The organism is Cycloclasticus sp., from assembly GCA_040743155.1.
GTDB lineage: Bacteria > Pseudomonadota > Gammaproteobacteria > Methylococcales > Cycloclasticaceae > Cycloclasticus.
The window spans coordinates 1,409,826-1,429,856 of sequence record JBFLJU010000001.1 but is presented as its reverse complement, the minus strand read 5'-3'; the positions used below and the strand labels follow the sequence as shown (position 1 = coordinate 1,429,856).

The following is a 20,031-nucleotide window of genomic DNA, read 5'->3' as shown; positions in this document are numbered from 1 at the left end:
CATTTAAAAAATGGGAATAAATATGCAGAGCAATACGCCTGAAGCGACAGCGCTAGGTCTGGTTCCAATGGTGGTTGAGCAAACCGCACGCGGTGAACGTTCATATGATATTTATTCTCGACTTCTGAAAGAACGAGTTATCTTTTTGGTCGGACAAGTTGAAGACCATATGGCCAACTTGATTGTCGCTCAAATGTTGTTTTTAGAATCTGAAAACCCAGATAAAGATATTCATTTATACATTAATTCGCCGGGCGGTTCGGTCACGGCGGGTATGTCTATTTACGACACGATGCAGTTTATTAAACCGGACGTCAGCACGATGTGTATTGGTCAAGCGGCTAGCATGGGTGCTTTATTATTGACCGGTGGTGCAAAAGATAAACGCTTTGCTTTGCCACACTCAAGAATGATGATTCACCAGCCTTTAGGCGGCTTTCAAGGCCAAGCATCAGATATTGATATTCACGCCAAAGAAATCCTGCTGATTCGTGATCGCTTAAATAACATTATGGCTGAACATACCGGCCAACCGATTGAGGTTATACAAGGTGATACCGACAGAGATAACTTTATGGGTAGCGAAAAAGCTGTTGATTACGGTTTAATCGATAAAGTATTAAAAGCTCGAAGTGTGGATGGTTCTGAGAAATAACCGTTTGTGCTAGACAGATTCGAAATCTCAACCATACTATGCCTTAGATGAATGAAAGATTGAGAGCAAAGCAGCTGTCAGATATAGTAGTAGCGTTAAAGAAATGAGGTTTGTATGAGTGACAACAATGAAAACGATAGCAAAATTCTAATTTGCTCGTTTTGTGGTAAAAACCAGCACGAAGTTAGAAAATTAATTGCAGGCCCTTCTGTTTTTGTTTGCGATGAATGCGTAGAGCTTTGTAACGACATTATTAAAGAAGAGCTTGAAGAAAATGAAGCCTCTGCTGCTGGGGGCGAGTTACCTAAACCCGCTGAAATAAAAGAATCTTTAGACAAGTATGTCATCGGTCAACAACAAGCGAAAAAGATCTTATCTGTAGCTGTTTATAATCACTATAAACGTCTTAATGCAAAGCAGGGCACGAATGATGTTGAGCTTGCTAAAAGTAATGTCTTACTGATTGGGCCAACTGGATCGGGTAAAACGTTATTGGCTGAAACCTTGGCCAGAATGTTAAATGTACCATTCACCATCGCAGATGCGACAACATTAACTGAGGCGGGTTATGTTGGTGAAGATGTTGAAAACATTATTCAAAAAATCCTACAAAAATGTGACTTTGATGTTGAAAAAGCAGAAAGTGGCATTGTTTATATTGATGAAATTGACAAGATTTCACGTAAATCAGATAACCCTTCTTTAACGCGAGATGTATCAGGCGAAGGCGTGCAGCAGGCGCTATTGAAATTGATCGAAGGAACGGTGGCTTCAGTTCCTCCACAAGGCGGTAGGAAGCATCCGCAGCAAGAATTTTTGCAAGTTGATACGGCTAATATCTTATTTATTGTTGGTGGTGCATTTGCAGGTTTAGATAAAGTTATTAACGACCGTACGCAGAAAAATGTTGGTATTGGTTTTTCAGCTGAGGTTATTAGTGAAGATGATGCGCTTGATGTTGGCGACGTGTTACAAAATGTTGAACCAGAGGATCTTGTTAAATACGGCCTGATTCCTGAGTTTGTCGGCCGGTTGCCTGTCGTAGCTACGCTTGAAGAACTGGATGAAGAGGCCTTAATTGAGATCTTAAGTGAGCCTAAAAACGCATTAACTAAACAGTATAAAAGGCTTTTCGATATGGAAGGCGTTGAGTTAGAGTTTAGGGGCGAAGCGCTACGGGAAGTGGCCAAAAAAGCAATGCTTCGTAAAACGGGTGCTCGCGGTTTAAGGACTATTTTGGAGAGTGTCTTACTAGATACAATGTACGACCTACCTTCGTTGGATAATGTATGTAAAGTTGTGATAGATGATAAGGTGATTCGAGGCGAGTCAGCTCCTATGTTTATTTATGACAATGAAAAAAAGCGGGCATCGTTGAATCACACTTAGTCATAAGTAGCTAAATATGCTTAGCGGCAGGTGTATGTTCGTTCTCATCGACTCTTGTTGCTAAGTAATACCTGATTCGCAAAAATTTATAAATTAGCAGTCGCTAATTTGAATTTAAACTGTTCGATTGATAAATTAATCGGTTATTTTCTCCGTTGCTTTGCTGCTAAATGTGGCGCTGATGGACGCCGTTAGTATCTGTGCCTAGAACCCTAGAAGTGAACGGTTAAGCTAGGCTGTTTAGTTACACTGGGCGTAGGAAAGGGATAATTTTGGGCCTTATCAAAATTACTTCAATCAGAGCTTAATACCTCCCATCAAGCATTCTTACAGAGCTTATTTGGTTCTAATATGGCTGCGTTTGTGGCCTCTGCTAGCATTTAGCAACCGCTTTTTAGTAAGCGTTTCCTGTTTTATCTCTGGTTTTTAACTCTTGCTTCAATTTTCTAAGGTTGAATATAAACGCCTAGACTTATAAATAATCGTAACTTCATAAACATTCAAACGCTTCTTTTTAAATAGACAAAGGAGCGCAGTTTTTTTATTTAGGCAGTATTTGTTAAATACTGCTCCATCTGATCTAGCTCTTATCATTCGATGCGGTAAACAATTATGCAGTTAGTATGCTAGTATTTTTATAATTTAATCGAGATAAATGAGGGAGTTTATAGTGCAAGGAAAAACAGTTGTTTTAACAGGGGCGAGTGGTGGTATTGGTGGTGCATTGGCTGAGGAGCTTGCTTCAAAAGGTGCACGACTTGTTTTAATTGGCCGTAACACAGAAAAACTCTCCAAATTAGCTGAATTATTAGGGGAAGGTCATTCCGTTGTGTCATGTGATATTGCCACGGCTGATGGCAGAGAAACGATTATTAGTTATTGCCAGGCGCTAGAATCTGGCGTGGACATGTTGGTGAACAATGCAGGTATCGGTGCCTTCAAATCGTTTGATAAGACAGAGGAAGAACAGGTTATATCATTAATTCATACCAACCTGACGAGCACTATTCTTTTAACTCAGGCTATGTTGCCAATTCTGCAAGCTCAAAAAAGTTCTCAAATTGTTAATGTTGGCTCTGCTTTTGGCAGTATAGGTTTTCCAGGCTTTGTGGTGTATAGCGCGAGTAAATTTGGTCTGCGAGGCTTTACCGAGGCGCTTGCTCGGGAATTATCTGATAGTAGTGTTGCTGTTCGTTATTTTGCACCAAGAGCGACTAAAACCCCTCTTAATGATGCTAATGTTGATGCATTGAATGCGGCGCTTGATACGCATGTTGATGAGCCATCGCAAGTTGCAAAAGAGTTTGTTGAATTTGTTGAGTCTAATAAACAAAGGTATTACGTTGGTTGGCCGGAGAAGTTGTTTGCTCGTATTAATGGAGTTTTTCCTGCACTGGTTGATAGTTCGATTAGTAAGCAACTGGCGTTGATTAAGAGTTGTTTACCTAAATAAGTTTAGAGAAGTCATGAGCACGATATTAAGGGTGGTTTGTTAAGTGAGGTTCTTAAGTTTGTGGCGTTATTTAAGCGCGTTGCGCTGGGCGAAATATATGATTTAACGCATATTCATGTTAAGCGATAAAGCGATTTGGAGAATGAAAAAAACTTCTAAGTTACTGGATATTTATTCCTTAAATGTGAGCTATATTTAGATTCATTATTTGGCATGCCGTTTGTACTTGGTTAACTATTACTAGCGTTGTTGTAATACAAGATGTTTTTTGGAAATAAAAATAATAAAAGTGTTGAAGTGGATCACCTGAAGGAGCAGCTCGTTACGCTTAAACAATAATAAGAAGTGTTAAATCAGCAATTAATCGCTCAAGCAGAAACTATACGACAGTCAGCATCTTGCATACAGGGTGATAAAGGCGATATGAAAGTTTCCCGTGGGGTTTTTGGCAATATGGTGACCTGTTTAAAACAACTCAGGCTAGGAAGCAAATTGAAGGTGTTGCCACAAGTTCGGAGAACTTTAGTAAAATTGGCCTGAATGAAAAAGCCAAATGGATTAAATGATCACTATTTTTAATAGGATGGAAGTGGTTATTAATCAGGGGTGACTTAAAAGCTTCGTTGAAGCCGTGGAATTGATCTTTTGTCATGGAAATTAGAGGTTTACTAAGTTTTTATGGGGGTTTCGGATAAAACACCAGACGAGTTTGCTGATCATACAAAATGTCGATTAGGTCTGTGGTATTATCAAGGCGAAAGGCATCAGAATTTCTTGAAATTGAGTGGGTTTAGCGACATAGGAAGACCGCATAAAGCGGTGCATCAATCTGGGTTGTCTGCTTTGACCAATTTTAAAACGGGTGATGGGGTAGTTGCGTTAAATAATTTGGCGAAAATGGAAGATGCCAGTATGGGGGTATTACATGCATTGAGCCGTTTGGCGAATGCTCTATAAAAGGTAGGTCGGTTTGCCGCAATAATTCGTTAAATGATCCCGGACGATTCATTTCATTGTTTGTAGTAAGTTGACCATAAAATAAAAAAAATGAGTTTATTAGAAGTAAAGGGGTCTCAACAGCGCTTCAGCTTGCCTTCCCAGCCAGAATTATTGTTGGCTTTGCAAAATGAAATGCGTAAAGGTGATGCCAATATAGTTAAAATTGGGCAAATTATTAGCGAAGACGTAGCAATATCAGCTGCGGTTTTGAAAACGATTAACTCTTCCTTCTTTGGTATGAAGGTAGGCATCTCATCCATACAACATGCGGTTAGTTTAATAGGTGTTACAGCAACGACCAATATTGTAACGGCCTTTGCGCTTGAGCAGTCTATGAGAAGTTTTACTGTGATACTCCCACGTTATTGGGATACCGCTAAAAATACGGCAAATCTCTGCGCATATGTTGCTAATAGATTGAAATTGCATGAGCCCAGCGAACCGTATATGCTTGGTTTGTTTCACGATATTGGTATTCCATTGATGGCGTCTCGTTTTCCTGATTATCTTGATGTGTTAAGAGATGCGAATGCTCAAGAAGATGGTCGAGTCACGCAAGTTGAAGATGCCGCATACAGCACGAACCACGCTGTGATGGGATATTACCTATGCCGTGAATGGGGCTTGTCTGAGAGTATTAGGCAGGTGATTAGTATGCACCACGATTGTGCTCCGATCCTGTCACCGTCTAGTTCTTTGGATGAAGATACAGCCATATTGATGGCAATTCTTAAGCTGTCAGAGTGGGGGGATGATGTTTATCGGACTGGTCAATCAGGGGCTGATTGGCAGCGACATGGTGAGGCAGTTCTTGATTATCTTGGCCTCAGTGAAGAAGACTCGCTTGACCTGCTGGAAAATATGAAAGAGGTTCTGCTCGATTCACAATAAACGCTAGTGTCTTTTCTCAAGCTAACTTGAATGGCATCATGCTGATAGGGTCGGGTTGTAGAGTGCAAAAAAACTATCTGCAATAAAGGTCCTTGAATTGTTCAAATGAGCCCCCATTTAATTCACTGTCGATATTAATGAATAGATGGAGGCTTGAATGAGCGAAACAATAGAGAAGAATGAAAAACAAACACTGGGGTTTGAGGCAGAAACTAAACAAGTTTTAGAGTTGGTCATACACTCTCTTTATAGCAATAAAGAGATTTTTTTACGTGAGTTAGTTTCAAATGCTTCTGATGCGGCGGATAAGCTGCGTTTTTCTGCACTTTCAAACGAAGGCCTTTATGAAGGTGATGGCGAGCTTAAAATACGTTTAGCTGTGGATAAAGAAGCGCGTACGCTGACGATTTCAGATAATGGCATTGGCATGAATGCTGATGAAGTTAAAAAGAATATTGGTACGATTGCTCATTCAGGTACTAAAAAGTTTTTTGAATCACTAACCGGTGACGAGAGTAAAGATAGCCAGATGATTGGCCAATTCGGCGTGGGTTTTTATTCTGGATTCATCGTTGCAGACAAGGTCACCGTAGTAACGCGTAAAGCCGGTGAAGGTAAGGCAACTGGCGTTAAGTGGGAATCGTCAGGTGAAGGTGAGTACACCATTGAGACGCTTGAAAAAGTAGCGCGCGGCACAGATGTTATCTTGCACCTGAAAGAGGGGGAAGACGAGTTTTTAGAAAGTTACCGTTTACAAGCCATCATTCATAAGTTCTCTGAGCATCTGGACATTCCCATTGTGATGAAAAATGAGAATAAGGATGAAGAAAAAGAAGATGAGCCGGACGATATCACGGTTAATAGCAGTTCAGCATTATGGGCAAAAGCTAAAAATGAACTGAAAGAAGACGATTACAACGACTTCTACAAGCAAACATCAAATGACTATCAAGACCCATTAGCTTATACACACAGTAAAGTGGAAGGGACTAATGAGTATACGTTACTGCTATACCTGCCTTCGAAAGCACCGTTCGATATGTGGGATAGAGAAGCGACAAGCGGCGTAAAACTGTACGTAAAACGTACCTTTATCATGGAAGGTGGTGAGCTTATGCCGCGTTATTTACGTTTTGTTAAAGGCATCATTGACTCAGATAGTCTGCCATTAAACGTTTCGCGTGAATTGCTGCAACAAAGTAAGCAAATTGATTTACTCAAAGCGGGCGCTGTTAAAAAGGTATTGTCCTTAATCGAAGGTTTGTCTAAAAACCACCCTGAGAAATTTGACACACTGTGGGCAGAGTTTGGCGCTGTATTAAAAGAAGGCCCTATTGAGGACTTCAAAAATAAAGACCGCATAGCTAAATTGTTGCGTTTTGCGTCAACTAAAACCGATGGAAAGCAAACCCTAACATTGACATCTTATCTTGAGAATATGCAAGAAGGGCAAGATAAGATTTATTATCTAACGGGTGGAGCGTACGGTACGATTAAAAATAGCCCGCACCTTGAAGTCTTTAAAAAGAAAGGTATCGAAGTGCTGTTATTAACCGATCATGTTGATGAGTGGTTGGTACAGCATATGCCTGAATTTGATGGCAAGTCTTTACAGTCTGTGGCAAAAGGTGATCTCAACCTTGACGCAGGTAATAAAGAAGATGATGCGGATAAAAAGGCTGACGATAAGAATGAAGACGAGTCGCTGAATAGTGTGCTCGAACAAATCAAAACGACTCTGGAAGGCAAGGTGAAAGAGGTGCGCGTGAGCTCTCGTTTAACCGATTCTCCGGCTTGTTTAGTGGCAGATGAGCATGAAATGGGCGCACATATGGAACGCATCATGAAAGCGGCTGGTCAGGATATGCCGGCAAGCCTGCCAACATTTGAGGTCAACGCCGATCATGCGCTTATTCAACGTTTAAAATCAGAAACAGACGATGAGCGTTTTGCGGATTTGTCACATTTGTTATTTGAACAGGCTTTATTGAGTGAAGGCGGTCAATTGGAAGACCCTGCAACATTTGTGCACCGTTTAAATAAGTTGTTGCAATCACTGTTGTAAAAAATGGGCTGTCAGCCCTGATTTGGATGTAAAAAGAAGGCGGCCCATGTGGCCGCCTTTGAGTATGTGAGAACAAATCTCACAAGGGAGGAAAAGAACCTTCAATTCAATCTTGCAGTTAAAACGATAAGTGCACCCTGAAGCCATGGTTATGATGGTTGTAGTGCCTTAAGGCCCTATTAAGTCTCCGGGCTCCGTAGTAATAGCTTGAATGTCTGGGCCTGTAGTTGTTGTACGCCCGATGTCTAGGCCGGTAAGAATATTTGCTGTGGTGACGGTTGAAATGACCGCGATATTGGTACTTGTTATGGTGTTTGTTCCAATGTTTTCTCGCACGCCACTGTTGATTATGGACGTAAGCGTGAGGACGCCGACTGTACATAGCGGAGTTGTGCCGTTGGTGATTTTGAGGTTGCTGGTGTGTCGCGTTAGCTTGATGGTCTGAATAGCCACGGTGATCAGAATGTCTTCGCTCGGCTAACGAAGCGGTGCTAATAAGTAGCAAGGAACAAAAAAGAACTTTCGTAACTGTGTTTAATATATTCATCATCTTATCCTTAACTGCAATGCAGTTTTGTTAACGTGCAGTTAAAGGATAAGACTTAGCGATGAATTGAAACTGAATGACTTTAATTCGAAAGAATGTCGGAGAGTTTTCTAGGGTAATTGAACAGGGATGCTGGGTGTCCAGTTATCCGATTTATGTTCTGCAACAACAGTCGTATAAACACCGCCTCGAACATTAAACTCGGCAGATAGACGCATAAAGCGCGGCTCACAAGCTTTTACTAGATCTTCTAATATTGAATTAGTGACTGCTTCATGGAATGCGCCTTTATCGCGGTAAGACCAGATATATAGTTTGAACGACTTTAACTCAACACAACGTTCATTAGGGACGTATTCAAGCGTAAGTGTTGCGAAATCAGGCTGACCTGTTTTTGGGCATAAGCAGGTAAACTCGGGAGTATCGATGCGAATCGTGTAGTCGCGTTCAATGTTTGGGTTTGGGAAGGTTTCTAAACCTGTGTTTGGCTGTGTACTCATTAAATTATCGTTAAAGTTGTCTTAAAAGTGCATTTTACAATGAATATAAAACGAAGGGTGTTAATCACTCTTTTTAACGAATAAATTCATCAGTATTCTTTATGGTAAAAGCGCAATCATGTATCGTTAGCCGATGCGTTTGGAAAAAATAAAGCTATCCGGTTTTAAATCATTCGTTGATCCGACGACCATTCCTTTTTCGAGTGATTTGGTTTGTATTGTTGGGCCAAATGGTTGTGGTAAATCGAATGTGATTGATGCTGTTAGGTGGGTGTTGGGTGAAAGCTCGGCCAAACACCTGCGGGGCGATCAAATGGCTGATGTTATTTTTAATGGCTCAACGACCCGTAAACCCGTTGGCCAGGCATTTGTAGAGCTCATTTTTGATAACGCTGACGCGACTATTACAGGGGAGTTTGCAGGCTATCGCCAAATTTCTCTAAAACGGCAAGTTAATAGAGAAGGGCAGTCGGTTTATTTTTTAAATGGCACGCGATGCCGCCGTAAAGATATTACAGATCTTTTTTTAGGCACAGGCCTTGGTCCTCGTAGTTATGCGATTATTGAGCAAGGCACTATTTCACGGTTAGTAGAGGCAAAACCGGATGAGCTTCGGGTGTTCCTTGAAGAAGCAGCCGGTATATCAAAGTACAAAGAGCGTCGCCGTGATACTGAAAATAGGATGCGTCGAACTCGGGAAAATTTAGAGCGTATCGCCGATCTATGTGAAGAGATAGATAAGCAGTGTCGTCATCTAAAACGCCAAGCCAGTACGGCAGAGCGTTATAAGGGTTTGAAAACCGAAGAGCGTCAGCTTAAAGCGCAGTTATTAGCATTGCGTTGGCAGACGTTAAATGAGCAAGATGAAGGTCAGCATAAAGCAATAAAATCGTTAGAGCTTAAAGTTGAAGAAGCTCTAGCAGGCCAACGTGAGTTGGAGATGAATATTGAGCAACAACGAGAACAGCACAATGTTCAATTAGCAAGCTTAAGCGAGATACAAGGAGAGTTCTATTCGAAAGGCTCTGACATTGCGAAAGTTGAGCAAGTATTGCAGCAGCAGCAAAATTTACAGCAACAACAACAAACGGAGCTGGAGCGTTATAAAACAATGCTAAAGCTATCTCAACAAGAGCTTGCTGAAGGTGAGGGGAAAATAGCCCAATCCAATACATCTATTAAGAGCAGTGAGTTGGCTTTAACCGAAGTGAGGGAGCAAGAAAGTAACGCGGCTCAATCTTTGGTTGAGGTTGAGCAAGCGATGATGGATTGGCAAAAATCGTGGGATGAATTTACCTATCAAGTGGCCGAACCAAAAAGAAAAATTGACGTTGAAAAAACAAAAATAAGCCAGTTAGATAAACAGTTGCTGCAATCGACACAGCGACTGTATGCTGCGCAAAATGAACAACAAAGGTTACAAACAATATTGCGTGAAACCGATTTGATTGGCTTGCAACAGCAGCATGATACGCTTGATTCACAGCATCAAAGAAATCAAGCGTTATGGCAACAAAACCAACTAGGGGTTTCGACTTCGCAGCAATTAATTCACGATGAAAGTGAAGCATTAGCCAACGTGCGCGCAGAGTATTCACGGCTGGCAGGTCGGCTGGAGTCTATCGTTGTTTTACAGCAAGCTAATTTAGGTGACTCCCATGAGTCAGTTAATCAGTGGCTTGAAGAGAAGGGCTTGTTAACGGCCTCTAAACTCATCGAAAAAATTGATGTGGTGGCAGGTTGGGAAAAGGCAGTCGAAACAGTGTTGGGGACAAGATTGCAGGCGGTTTGCGTGGAAGATATAGCGGCTATATTAACGGAAGGTACACATTATCCGGTGGGTGAGTTAACGCTGTTTAATGCACATAGTCAGCCCCAAGTTGCGGTCAGTAAAACTTCATTAGCTAGCTTAATAACGTCAGATATACCAGCTATGGTGTTGTTGAAGAACGTCCATTTTGCAGAAACGATTGAGCAAGCAAAAACATTGATTAGCGTGTTAGATGAGCATGAATCTGTGATGACAAAGGATGGCGTTTGGCTGCATGCCGATAGTGTTTGTTTTAAACGCGATGACAACAAGAGTAGTGCATTAGTATTGGAGAAAGAGAAAAAAGAGTTAACACAACAACTGCAAAAACTACTGTCAGCTATCTCACATAAAGAAGAAGCGTTAGCACAGGCTAGGCTCGAATTATCGGAGTTGGAGAAGCAGGGCCGTGAATTGCGTCAACAAGAGAGTGCAGCGGTGAAGCAAATTTCTCAGTTAGCGATGCAAATAAATGAGAAGCGATCAACACTTGAATCGGCGCAGCAAAGGTCATTGCAGGTAGAAATTGATATGAAGCAAATAAGCGAACATCAAGCTATAGACCAAGCAAGCCTACTAGAAAGTAAGCAGACCTTGGATGCGGCTATTGAGCAATCGACGCAAATAGAAACGCAACGTGAAGCTTTGCAGCAAGAGCGTTCTGTAAAAAAACGATTGCTTGACGAAGTAAGGCGAGATATACAAAGTTCTCGTGACTTGACGCATAACTTGTTGATGAAAATCGAGTCGCAACGCTCATCTCAAGCGCTGACGAATCAACATTTGCAAGTCGTTGGGGAGCGCATAACGCAGGCGGACGATAAAGTTGTCATGTTACAAGTTGAGTTAAGTGTTAGTGATAAGCCATTAGATGAACAGAAGTTAGCGTTGGATGGTTTGTTAAAAGACCGGGTGTTGGTTGAAGATCGATTAGTAGAAATGCGTACGAGAACTGAGTCGCTTGAAGAATTAATTAGAGGGTCGGAAACAAGGCGTCACCAAGCCGAGCTAAAAGTTGAAAAGGCTAGGGAAGATACCTCGACGGCGAAGATTGCTCACCAAGAAGTTTTAGTGCGAAAACAAACGTTGGTGGAACAGCTGCAAGAATCGGGTGTTGAGTTAGTTGAAACGCTGACTAATATTCCGGACGATGCGGATGATAGCCAATGGCAAGAACAGGTCACGCACTTGGCCGAAAAAATTAATAAACTAGGCTTAATTAACCTGACGGCGATTGAAGAGTACGAGGCGCAGTCGGAACGAAAGAAATACCTCGATAGTCAGCAATTAGATTTGATCGAATCATTGCGAACGCTGGATACTGCGATTGCTAAAATTGATAAAGAAAGTCGTACACTGTTCAAGCAAACTTTTGATAAAGTGAACGCTGGTTTTGAAAAACGATTTCCAAAGTTGTTTGGTGGTGGACATGCTTATTTGCAGCAAACGGGTGAGGATTTGCTTGAAACAGGCGTTACGGTCATGGCTAGACCACCGGGAAAACGTAACAGCTCAATTCATTTATTATCGGGCGGTGAGAAAGCATTAACGGCGGTTGCGCTGGTGTTCTCAATTTTTGATTTAAACCCCTCTCCATTTTGCATGTTGGATGAAGTGGATGCACCGCTTGATGAAGCTAATGTAGGGCGTTTTGGAGAGCTGGTTAAGGAAATGTCGGAGAATGTTCAAATGATCTTGATTACGCATAATAAAGTCACCATGGAAATGGCGAATCAATTAGCAGGGGTTACGATGAAAGAACCGGGTGTGTCCAGATTAGTTGCGGTGGATTTGGAAGAAGCCGCTAAAATGGCGGTTAGTTAACACTAATTTTTAAGGGTAGGAAATGGAACAAAACTCGTTAAGGTTAATATTGGTTGCGGTTGGTATCGTCATACTGATAGGGATTTATTTATACGACGTGCTGCAAAAGAAAAGGACTCAAGAAGTTGAGGAATTTGATATACCAGATAACGATGAAAGGATCATGCCTGTGATGAGTAATGAACCGTCGTTTTCAGCTGTTTTTGATGAGCAACAAGCCGTCGAGCCGGTTAAAGAAGATGAGCGTGTTATGGAGGATGTGCAGGATTTATCGCCTGTTATTGAGCCGGAAGGTATTCCAGTAGCGGAGCAGGCACCGGTGATTCAATTGGCCGTTTTGCCTAAGGAAGGAAATAGCTTGTCGGGGAGTGCCTTGTTAGAAACTTTTACGGGTTTAAACCTTGAGTTTGGTGACATGGGCATTTTCCACTGTTACGAACGACACGATGGCGTTGAAATACAGCGTTTCCACGTTGCCAATATATTGGAGCCGGGCACGTTTCCGGTTGGTAGTATGAGCGATTTTGAGTCCACTGGGATTGTGCTGTTTTTTCAAGCGAATGACTCAGGGGATCCTGAGGTGGTCTTCAGTAGTATGTTAAGTGTTGCTGAGCAGTTGAGTCGTAGCCTTGATGCAAAGTTGGTTGATGCTGAAATGAATGAATTGACCATCGATAAAATCACCCGCATTCAATCTCAGTTAGCAGGTCTATCTCATTGATGTCAAAAAATGACGCTGCTAAAAAGCGTATACAGCAACTGTGTGAACAGATTAATCAGCATAACCAGAATTATTATCAATATGACGCGCCGCAAATTCCCGATGCGGATTATGATGCGTTAATGCGCCAGCTTCAGTCCTTAGAGGCTGAGAACCCAAAACTGGTCAATAAGGATTCGCCTACTCAGCGCGTTGGCTCAGCGCCTTTGGATTCGTTTCAGCAAGTGCGGCACGAAGTGCCTATGCTCTCGCTAGATAACGCATTTGATGATCAAGAGTTTGAAGCATTTGATAAGCGTGTGCGTGATCGAGCTGAACTGACTTCAGATGTTGAATATTTGGTAGAGCCAAAGCTCGATGGCTTAGCTATTTCTCTTTTATACACCGATGGGGTGTTGGTTCGCGCGGCGACCAGAGGCGATGGTAACGTTGGTGAAAATGTTACGGAGAACGTTAAGACCATTAGCGCGATACCACTTAAGTTACACCCGAGAGTGGCAGGTTCCATTGAATTAGAAGATAAGGGGCTTCCGCTTCATTCGGCTTTGCCAAAAACGATCGAGGTAAGGGGGGAAATTTTTATGCCTTTATCTGGTTTTGATAAGCTCAATCAGAAGGCCATTAGCTTAGGTGAAAAGCCGTTTGCGAACCCGAGAAACGCAGCGGCGGGCAGCTTGCGGCAATTAGATTCAAAAATCACCGCAACGCGACCGCTGGCTTTTTATGCATACGGCATTGGTGTGTTGGAAGGCTATCAGTTACCAGTAACACAAAAGGAATTATTCGAATTATTGTTTAGCTGGGGCTTGCCTGTGTGTGATCAAGTGGCGGTTGCAAACGGCATGCAGCAATGTCATCAGCGGTATCAAGAGTTGGCGCAAAAGCGCGCTTTATTGCCTTACGAGATTGATGGTGTGGTGTATAAGGTGAATGATTTTGCGCTACAAAAAAGCATCGGTTTTGTTTCAAGGGCACCACGTTGGGCGATTGCACGTAAGTTTCCTGCGCAAGAAAAAATGACGGAAGTAGTGGCTATTGACGTGCAAGTAGGTAGAACGGGTGCCATTACGCCAGTAGCTCGCTTGTCGCCAGTGTTTGTTGGTGGCGTTACGGTGACTAACGTAACGCTTCATAACGAAGACGAAATGCGTAGAAAAGACGTCCGTGTGGGCGATACGGTGATCGTTAGGCGCGCAGGTGATGTGATTCCAGAAATTGTTTCGGTCGTTCTTAGTGAAAGAAAGAGTGAATCGAGAATTTTTCACATGCCAACGCATTGCCCTGTTTGCGAGTCGGCTGTTGAGCGAGCAGAGGGCGAGGCGGTTATTCGTTGTCCGGCGGGGCTATTTTGTCGGGCGCAGGTTAAAGAATCGATAAAGCACTTCTCATCGCGTAAGGCAATGGATGTGGATGGTTTGGGTGACAAAATTGTCGAACAACTCGTTGCCTTGGGTTTGGTAAAAACACCGGCTGATTTGTATAGCCTATCGCGAGAGCAATTGTCGAGCCTAGAAAGGATGGCTGAAAAATCTGCCGACAACTTATTGTCTGCGCTAGATAAGAGTAAAGCGACGACATTAGCAAAGTTTTTATTTGCTTTGGGTATTCGAGAAGTGGGTGAAGTGACGGCATCAAGTTTAGCCAACCACTTCGGGCAATTCGAAGTGTTGCAAAGTGCGTCCATTGAAGACTTAGAAAAAGTGCCAGATGTTGGGCCGATTGTTGCGCAGCATATTGTTGCTTTTTTTGAACTGGAGCATAATCGTGAGGTTGTATTAACGCTGCGCAAGTTAGGCATACATTGGCCCGACGTGAGTGCGGTTTCTGACAATGATCAGGCGCTGTCGGGTAAAGTGTTTGTTTTAACGGGGACGCTTTCAACAATGGCGCGTACTGAGGCCAAAGAGGCGTTGCAGTTGCTCGGCGCGAAAGTGACCGGTAGTGTGTCGAAGAAGACTGACTATGTCGTTGCCGGAGACGAGCCCGGGTCAAAATTGAAAAAAGCACTATCATTAGGGATAACGGTTTTGTCAGAAGAAGATTTGGTGGCTCTGATAGAAAAGCAATAGGGATAAATTTATGGGTATGGAAGACGATTTAGATACGCAAGTTTGCATGCTGCAGAGCCATTTGGATGGCATGATACAACGCGCGCAAAAGAACGAGGAGATGTTAAAACGTTTTCAGGATTTGGAAGTGCGGTTGTTATCGCTAAATTCCTTGCGGGAATTGATTGAACATATCCATGATGATGCGAAACAGGTTTTCAGTCTTCAATCAATGTCTCTGGTGTTGGCGGATGAGTCGGGCGAGATCAAGCAATTTCTGACCGAAGATGGGTTCAGGTTTGATGAATATCAAAGCATTATTTTGCTCTCTGATATTGCTCTGTTTAAAGAAAAACTGGGCGTCTCTCAACGTATATTATTGGGCAATGCCAGTAATACCCTTGCTAAGCAGTTTTGGCCTGAACAGCAGGATGAGCCGCAAACAGTGGCTGTGATCCCCTTAGTGCGGCGAGGTGTGTATTTGGGTTGCATGGTATTTGGTAGCGATGACAGTGCGCGTTTTCAAGCCGATATGGCGACTTATTTCTTAGATCGTTTGGGTAAGGTGCTGAGTGTTTGTATAGAAAATACGCTCAACTATGAACAGCTTAGACGTAGTAGTTTATTCGATACATTAACCGGGGTTAATAATCGACGCTTTTTTGAGCAACGGCTGGATGAGGAAATACTTCGCTCGCTAAGAACCGGTGATTGCCTGTCTTGCCTGTTCATCGACATCGATCTTTTTAAGAAAGTGAATGATACCTTTGGTCACCAAGTGGGTGATACGGCATTAAGGCATGTGGCAGAGCAGTTGCGTAGCCAACTCAGAAGCAATGACATTTTAGCGCGTTATGGTGGCGAAGAATTTGTCGCCATACTGCCAACGGCATCGGAGAAGAAGGGTATTGAAGTGGCCGAAAGGATGCGCAAGGCGGTTGCCCGAGCTGGCGTTGAATTACCGCATAGTAAGCGATTGAACGTAACGGTTTCAATTGGCTTGTCAACGTTCGTTGTTAAGCAAGCAGGGGTGTTAAAGGCTATAGATAGGGCTGTTTTGATTGAGGTGGCCGATAAGGCGCTTTATTTGGCGAAAAACTCTGGCCGTAATCAAGTGTTAAGCGGTGGTGAAGTTGCGGCCCTTCCCGCAACAGAAAAAGAATCAGCTTAATCAAGCTGCGTAGGTTCTTTGATGTCAGTTTTATAATGACTGCTCTTTCGTGTTTTTGTTTTCTATACAGTGCAATCGTAAGCCCAAGATCAGTGATCAATGAGGATAAACAAAGTTATCAAGAAGTGGCTATTTAGGGTATAATTTCGGCTTTATTTTTCATCAATTTTTAGGCGATAAAGTGGTGCTGTAAAGGCCAGGCTTTTTCTTCTTTCTTAAAGTTTTATTGAATCATTTGGCATCTGAGGGGATACCGGTACATGTCTGAGCTCGTAAAAGAAACAATACCAGTCAATATTGAAGATGAGATGCGTCAGTCGTACTTAGACTACGCAATGAGTGTTATTGTTGGTCGAGCATTGCCCGATGTGCGAGATGGCTTGAAGCCGGTGCATCGCAGAGTGTTATTTGCGATGAGTGTGCTGGGTAATGACTGGAATAAGGCGTATAAAAAATCAGCACGTATTGTTGGTGATGTGATTGGTAAATACCATCCACATGGTGACACAGCGGTTTATGACACGATTGTTCGTATGGCTCAGCCTTTTTCAATGCGCCATATGTTGGTGGATGGTCAAGGTAACTTTGGCTCGGTTGATGGTGATTCAGCTGCGGCGATGCGTTATACCGAGATCAGAATGTCAAAGTTGTCGCATGAAATGTTGGCTGATCTGGATAAAGAAACGGTCGATTTCAACGCGAACTACGATGAGTCTGAGTTTGAGCCAACCGTTTTGCCAGCACGTGTGCCGTTGCTGCTCGTCAATGGTTCGTCTGGGATCGCTGTCGGTATGGCGACTAACATTCCTCCGCACAACCTTGCCGAAGTAACGGCTGCTTGCTTGCGTTTAATTGAAAATCCAGAAACAACAATTGACCAGTTAATGGAGTGCATTCCTGGCCCTGATTTCCCTACTGCGGGAATTATTAATGGTGCCAGCGGCATTCGTGAAGCCTATCAAACAGGGCGTGGCAAGATTTATTTACGTGCCAGATACCACGTTGAAGGTGAAGAGAGTTCGAGTAGTAAATTGTCGCTTGTTGTTACTGAGTTACCGTACCAGGTAAACAAGGCGCGCTTAATGGAGAAAATAGCGCACCTCGTGAAAGATGCGAAGTTAGAGGGTATCTCTGGTTTGCGTGACGAGTCTGATAAAGACGGCATGCGTATGGTTATTGAGTTAAAGCGCGGCGAAGTGCCGGAAGTTATCATCAATAATTTGTATCAGCATACGCAACTGCAAAATGTGTTTGGTATCAACATGGTGGCACTGATTGATGGCCGCCCAAAATGCTTGAATATTAAGCAAATTTTAAATGCTTTTATTGACCACAGAAGAGAAGTGGTCACCCGTAGGACGATATACGATTTACGTAAGGCGCGGGAGCGTGCGCATACATTGGAAGGTTTGGCTGTTGCGCTATCCAATATCGACGAGATGATTGCGATGATTAAGGCGGCAAAAACACCTGCCGAAGCGAAAGTGAGTTTGTTAGAAGCGTCATGGCAACCGGGTTTGGTGTCTGACTTGTTATCCAAGGCCGACACCAGTCGTTCTCGTCCAGATAAGCTAGAAGAGCAATATGGTTTGCTCGATGGTGCTTATCATTTATCACCCGCACAAGCTCAAGCTATTTTAGAGCTTCGTTTGCATCGCTTGACGGGGCTTGAGCAAGATAAGATTTTGCTAGAATATAAAGGCTTGCTAGTTGTGATCGACGATTTGCTGGATATTTTGGCGAATAGAGTTCGTTTGATGTCTGTTATCAGCGACGAACTAGAGAAGCTGATTGAAGAATATAAAGAAGATCGTAGGACTGAAATTGTCGATAAGTTTTTGAACTTAACGGCTGAAGATCTCATCACAGAAGAAGATATGGTGGTCACGCTGTCGCATGAGGGTTACGTTAAGTCGCAACCATTGACATCGTATACAGCTCAGCGCCGTGGTGGTAAAGGTAAAACAGCGGCGAATACCAAGAACGAAGACTTCATTGATAAGTTATTTATTGCCAATACGCATGACACAGTATTGTGTTTTTCCAGTAAAGGTAAGGTGTATTGGCTGCGCGTGTTTAATTTGCCCGTTGCCAGCAGGATCGCTAGAGGCAAACCTATCGTTAACTTGTTACCACTTGAAAGTGATGAGCGGATAAATGCTATTTTGCCAATTCGTGAGTTCAATGAAGATGAGTTTATCTTTATGGCGACGGAATCTGGAACCGTTAAAAAGACCTTTATAAAAGAGTTTGAAAAGCCGCGTGCAAACGGCAAAATCGCCATTGATTTACGCGATAATGACACCTTAGTGGGTGTGGCGGTGACCGATGGTGAAAAAGAAGTCATGCTATTCGCTAGTTCAGGAAAGGTGGCGAGCTTTAAAGAAGCTGATGTACGGGTAATGGGACGTACGGCCAGTGGTGTGCGTGGTATGCGATTGAAAGAAGAAGAGCGTATTATCTCACTCATTATTTCAGAGCCAGGTACCGTATTAACGCTAACAGAAAATGGCTATGGAAAACGCACGCAAATTGAAGAGTACCCGATTCACAAGCGCGGTGGTCAAGGCGTTATTGCGATGCAAACCAGCGAGCGTAATGGTGCCCTAGTTGGTGCGGTGTTGGTTGATGAAACTGATGAGTTAATGCTGATCACCGATGGCGGTACATTAGTGAGAACACGCACCAAAGAAATTTCAATTTTGGGAAGGAATACGCAAGGTGTACGCGTTATTCGTCCGGCTAAAAATGAAAAAGTAATCGGCTTAGACCGTATTGCTAGTTTAGATGAAGATGACGTCGACGAAGAGTCCGCATCTGACGAAGAAATCACAGATTAATTGTTTTAAGGAGGTTTAGATGTCCCGCGTATATAATTTTAGTGCCGGCCCAGCTGCGGTGCCAGTAGAAGTATTAGAAAAAGCCCAAAGCGAAATGCTTGATTGGAATGGTTCAGGCATGTCTGTTATGGAAATGAGCCATCGTGGTAAGGAGTTTATTTCAATTGCAGAGAAAGCCGAAGCAGACGTCAGAGAGTTGATGAATGTGCCAACTAATTACAAGGTCCTATTTTTACAAGGTGGTGCGACAACGCAATTCTCAATGGTACCAATGAACTTGCTTCGTGGTAACAACAAGGCGTGTTATGTCAACACAGGCGCTTGGGCGAAGAAAGCGATTAAAGAAGCGAATATTCACTGTAAAGTGCAAGTATCAGCGACATCGGAAGGTGATAACTTTACCTCAATTCCCGCTGTAGATAGCTGGGATATCGATCAAGAAGCTGCTTATTTGCATTACACCAGCAATGAAACTATTGGCGGTGTTGAATTTCAGAGCATTCCAGACGTAGGCGGCTTGGATTTAGTGGCAGATATGTCATCAAATATCTTATCTAGAGAAATTGATGTGAGTAAGTTTGGCGTTATTTACGCCGGTGGGCAAAAAAATATGGGCCCATCAGGCATTGCCTTAACCATCGTTCGTGAAGACTTGATTGGTAATGTTCAAGCGGGAGCGCCTTCTATGATGGATTATAAAAATCATGCGGATGCTGACTCAATGTTCAATACGCCAGCAACATACAGCTGGTACTTGATGGGTTTGGTGTTTGAGTGGATCAAAGAAAATGGCGGAGTTTCGGCGATTGAAGCTCGCAATATTCGTAAATCTGAAAAGCTTTACGCGGCAATTGATGGCTCAGACTTTTATGCGAACCCAGTTGAGCTTAGCTCGCGCTCTAGAATGAATATTCCATTCACATTAGCAAATAGTGAATTGGACGCGTTATTTTTGAGTGAAGCAAAAGCAGCCGGTTTAGTAACATTAAAAGGACATCGCTCTGTGGGTGGTATGCGAGCCAGCATATACAACGCCATGCCCGAAGAAGGTGTTGATGCATTGATTAGCATGATGGCAGAGTTTGAAAGAACGAAAGCTTAAATTACAGATAAATTTA

Annotated in this window: 14 protein-coding genes; 13 read left to right on the top strand and 1 reads right to left on the bottom strand. The window is 42.9% G+C overall.

Annotated features, from left to right (window positions below; genetic code table 11):
* Positions 1 to 22: 22 nt before the first annotated feature.
* The 7 genes from clpP to AB1Y31_06790 all read left to right on the top strand — a co-directional run bounded on the left by clpP (position 23) and on the right by AB1Y31_06790 (position 7,897).
* Positions 23 to 655 carry an ATP-dependent Clp endopeptidase proteolytic subunit ClpP gene (clpP, locus tag AB1Y31_06820; protein ID MEW4982879.1) on the top strand — a complete coding sequence of 211 codons (633 nt, stop codon included), beginning with the start codon at positions 23 to 25 and terminating at the stop codon, positions 653 to 655.
* A 114-nt stretch (positions 656 to 769) separates the two neighbouring features.
* Positions 770 to 2,044, top strand: coding sequence for an ATP-dependent Clp protease ATP-binding subunit ClpX (clpX, locus tag AB1Y31_06815; protein ID MEW4982878.1), 1,275 nt, complete (start codon positions 770 to 772; stop codon positions 2,042 to 2,044).
* 670 nt (positions 2,045 to 2,714) lie between these two features.
* A complete protein-coding gene (locus AB1Y31_06810; GenBank protein MEW4982877.1) occupies positions 2,715 to 3,497 on the top strand; it encodes an SDR family oxidoreductase in 783 nt (260 codons plus the stop codon).
* Between the two features lie 678 nt (positions 3,498 to 4,175).
* On the top strand, positions 4,176 to 4,454 hold the full coding sequence (locus tag AB1Y31_06805; protein MEW4982876.1) for a CZB domain-containing protein: 279 nt from the start codon (positions 4,176 to 4,178) through the stop codon (positions 4,452 to 4,454).
* Positions 4,455 to 4,544: 90 nt separating this feature from the next.
* Positions 4,545 to 5,387 carry an HDOD domain-containing protein gene (locus tag AB1Y31_06800; protein ID MEW4982875.1) on the top strand — a complete coding sequence of 281 codons (843 nt, stop codon included), beginning with the start codon at positions 4,545 to 4,547 and terminating at the stop codon, positions 5,385 to 5,387.
* A 157-nt stretch (positions 5,388 to 5,544) separates the two neighbouring features.
* Positions 5,545 to 7,452 carry a molecular chaperone HtpG gene (htpG, locus tag AB1Y31_06795; protein MEW4982874.1) on the top strand — a complete coding sequence of 636 codons (1,908 nt, stop codon included), beginning with the start codon at positions 5,545 to 5,547 and terminating at the stop codon, positions 7,450 to 7,452.
* A 211-nt stretch (positions 7,453 to 7,663) separates the two neighbouring features.
* Entirely contained in the window at positions 7,664 to 7,897 is a 234-nt protein-coding gene (locus tag AB1Y31_06790; GenBank protein MEW4982873.1) for a hypothetical protein, read from the top strand.
* A gap of 212 nt (positions 7,898 to 8,109) precedes the next feature.
* Here AB1Y31_06790 and queF read toward each other — a convergent pair whose 3' ends face one another.
* Positions 8,110 to 8,499: a preQ(1) synthase gene (gene queF / locus AB1Y31_06785; GenBank protein MEW4982872.1), complete on the bottom strand. Its 390-nt coding sequence runs from the start codon at positions 8,497 to 8,499 to the stop codon at positions 8,110 to 8,112.
* Between the two features lie 133 nt (positions 8,500 to 8,632).
* On the opposite strand from queF, the gene smc reads away from it, so the two are divergent.
* The 6 genes from smc (at position 8,633) to serC (ending at position 20,015) form a co-directional block, all read left to right on the top strand.
* Positions 8,633 to 12,133 (top strand): chromosome segregation protein SMC, encoded by a 3,501-nt coding sequence (gene smc, locus AB1Y31_06780; protein ID MEW4982871.1) that lies wholly within the window; start codon positions 8,633 to 8,635, stop codon positions 12,131 to 12,133.
* 22 nt (positions 12,134 to 12,155) lie between these two features.
* A complete protein-coding gene (locus AB1Y31_06775; GenBank protein MEW4982870.1) occupies positions 12,156 to 12,854 on the top strand; it encodes a cell division protein ZipA C-terminal FtsZ-binding domain-containing protein in 699 nt (232 codons plus the stop codon).
* A complete protein-coding gene (gene ligA, locus AB1Y31_06770; GenBank protein MEW4982869.1) occupies positions 12,854 to 14,923 on the top strand; it encodes an NAD-dependent DNA ligase LigA in 2,070 nt (689 codons plus the stop codon). The genes AB1Y31_06775 and ligA overlap by 1 nt, the downstream gene beginning before the upstream one ends.
* 10 nt (positions 14,924 to 14,933) lie before the next feature.
* The gene (locus tag AB1Y31_06765; GenBank protein MEW4982868.1) at positions 14,934 to 16,073 is read left to right on the top strand and encodes a sensor domain-containing diguanylate cyclase; all 1,140 of its coding nucleotides are present in this window, start codon (positions 14,934 to 14,936) and stop codon (positions 16,071 to 16,073) included.
* Between the two features lie 260 nt (positions 16,074 to 16,333).
* Complete coding sequence (gene gyrA, locus AB1Y31_06760; GenBank protein MEW4982867.1) at positions 16,334 to 18,913, top strand: DNA gyrase subunit A; 2,580 nt, start codon at positions 16,334 to 16,336, stop codon at positions 18,911 to 18,913.
* 19 nt (positions 18,914 to 18,932) lie between these two features.
* Positions 18,933 to 20,015 (top strand): 3-phosphoserine/phosphohydroxythreonine transaminase, encoded by a 1,083-nt coding sequence (gene serC, locus AB1Y31_06755; GenBank protein MEW4982866.1) that lies wholly within the window; start codon positions 18,933 to 18,935, stop codon positions 20,013 to 20,015.
* The last annotated feature ends 16 nt before the right edge of the window (positions 20,016 to 20,031 follow it).

Bases quoted from the DNA above. Each gene is read 5' to 3' on its own strand.
- clpP (MEW4982879.1), top strand. From the start codon at position 23: ATGCAGAGCAATACGCCTGAAGCGACAGCGCTAGGTCTGGTTCCAATG.
- clpX (MEW4982878.1), top strand. From the start codon at position 770: ATGAGTGACAACAATGAAAACGATAGCAAAATTCTAATTTGCTCGTTT.
- AB1Y31_06805 (MEW4982876.1), top strand. From the start codon at position 4,176: ATGGGGGTTTCGGATAAAACACCAGACGAGTTTGCTGATCATACAAAA.
- AB1Y31_06800 (MEW4982875.1), top strand. From the start codon at position 4,545: ATGAGTTTATTAGAAGTAAAGGGGTCTCAACAGCGCTTCAGCTTGCCT.
- htpG (MEW4982874.1), top strand. From the start codon at position 5,545: ATGAGCGAAACAATAGAGAAGAATGAAAAACAAACACTGGGGTTTGAG.
- AB1Y31_06790 (MEW4982873.1), top strand. From the start codon at position 7,664: ATGTCTGGGCCTGTAGTTGTTGTACGCCCGATGTCTAGGCCGGTAAGA.
- queF (MEW4982872.1), bottom strand. From the start codon at position 8,499: ATGAGTACACAGCCAAACACAGGTTTAGAAACCTTCCCAAACCCAAAC.
- smc (MEW4982871.1), top strand. From the start codon at position 8,633: ATGCGTTTGGAAAAAATAAAGCTATCCGGTTTTAAATCATTCGTTGAT.
- AB1Y31_06775 (MEW4982870.1), top strand. From the start codon at position 12,156: ATGGAACAAAACTCGTTAAGGTTAATATTGGTTGCGGTTGGTATCGTC.
- ligA (MEW4982869.1), top strand. From the start codon at position 12,854: ATGTCAAAAAATGACGCTGCTAAAAAGCGTATACAGCAACTGTGTGAA.
- AB1Y31_06765 (MEW4982868.1), top strand. From the start codon at position 14,934: ATGGGTATGGAAGACGATTTAGATACGCAAGTTTGCATGCTGCAGAGC.
- gyrA (MEW4982867.1), top strand. From the start codon at position 16,334: ATGTCTGAGCTCGTAAAAGAAACAATACCAGTCAATATTGAAGATGAG.
- serC (MEW4982866.1), top strand. From the start codon at position 18,933: ATGTCCCGCGTATATAATTTTAGTGCCGGCCCAGCTGCGGTGCCAGTA.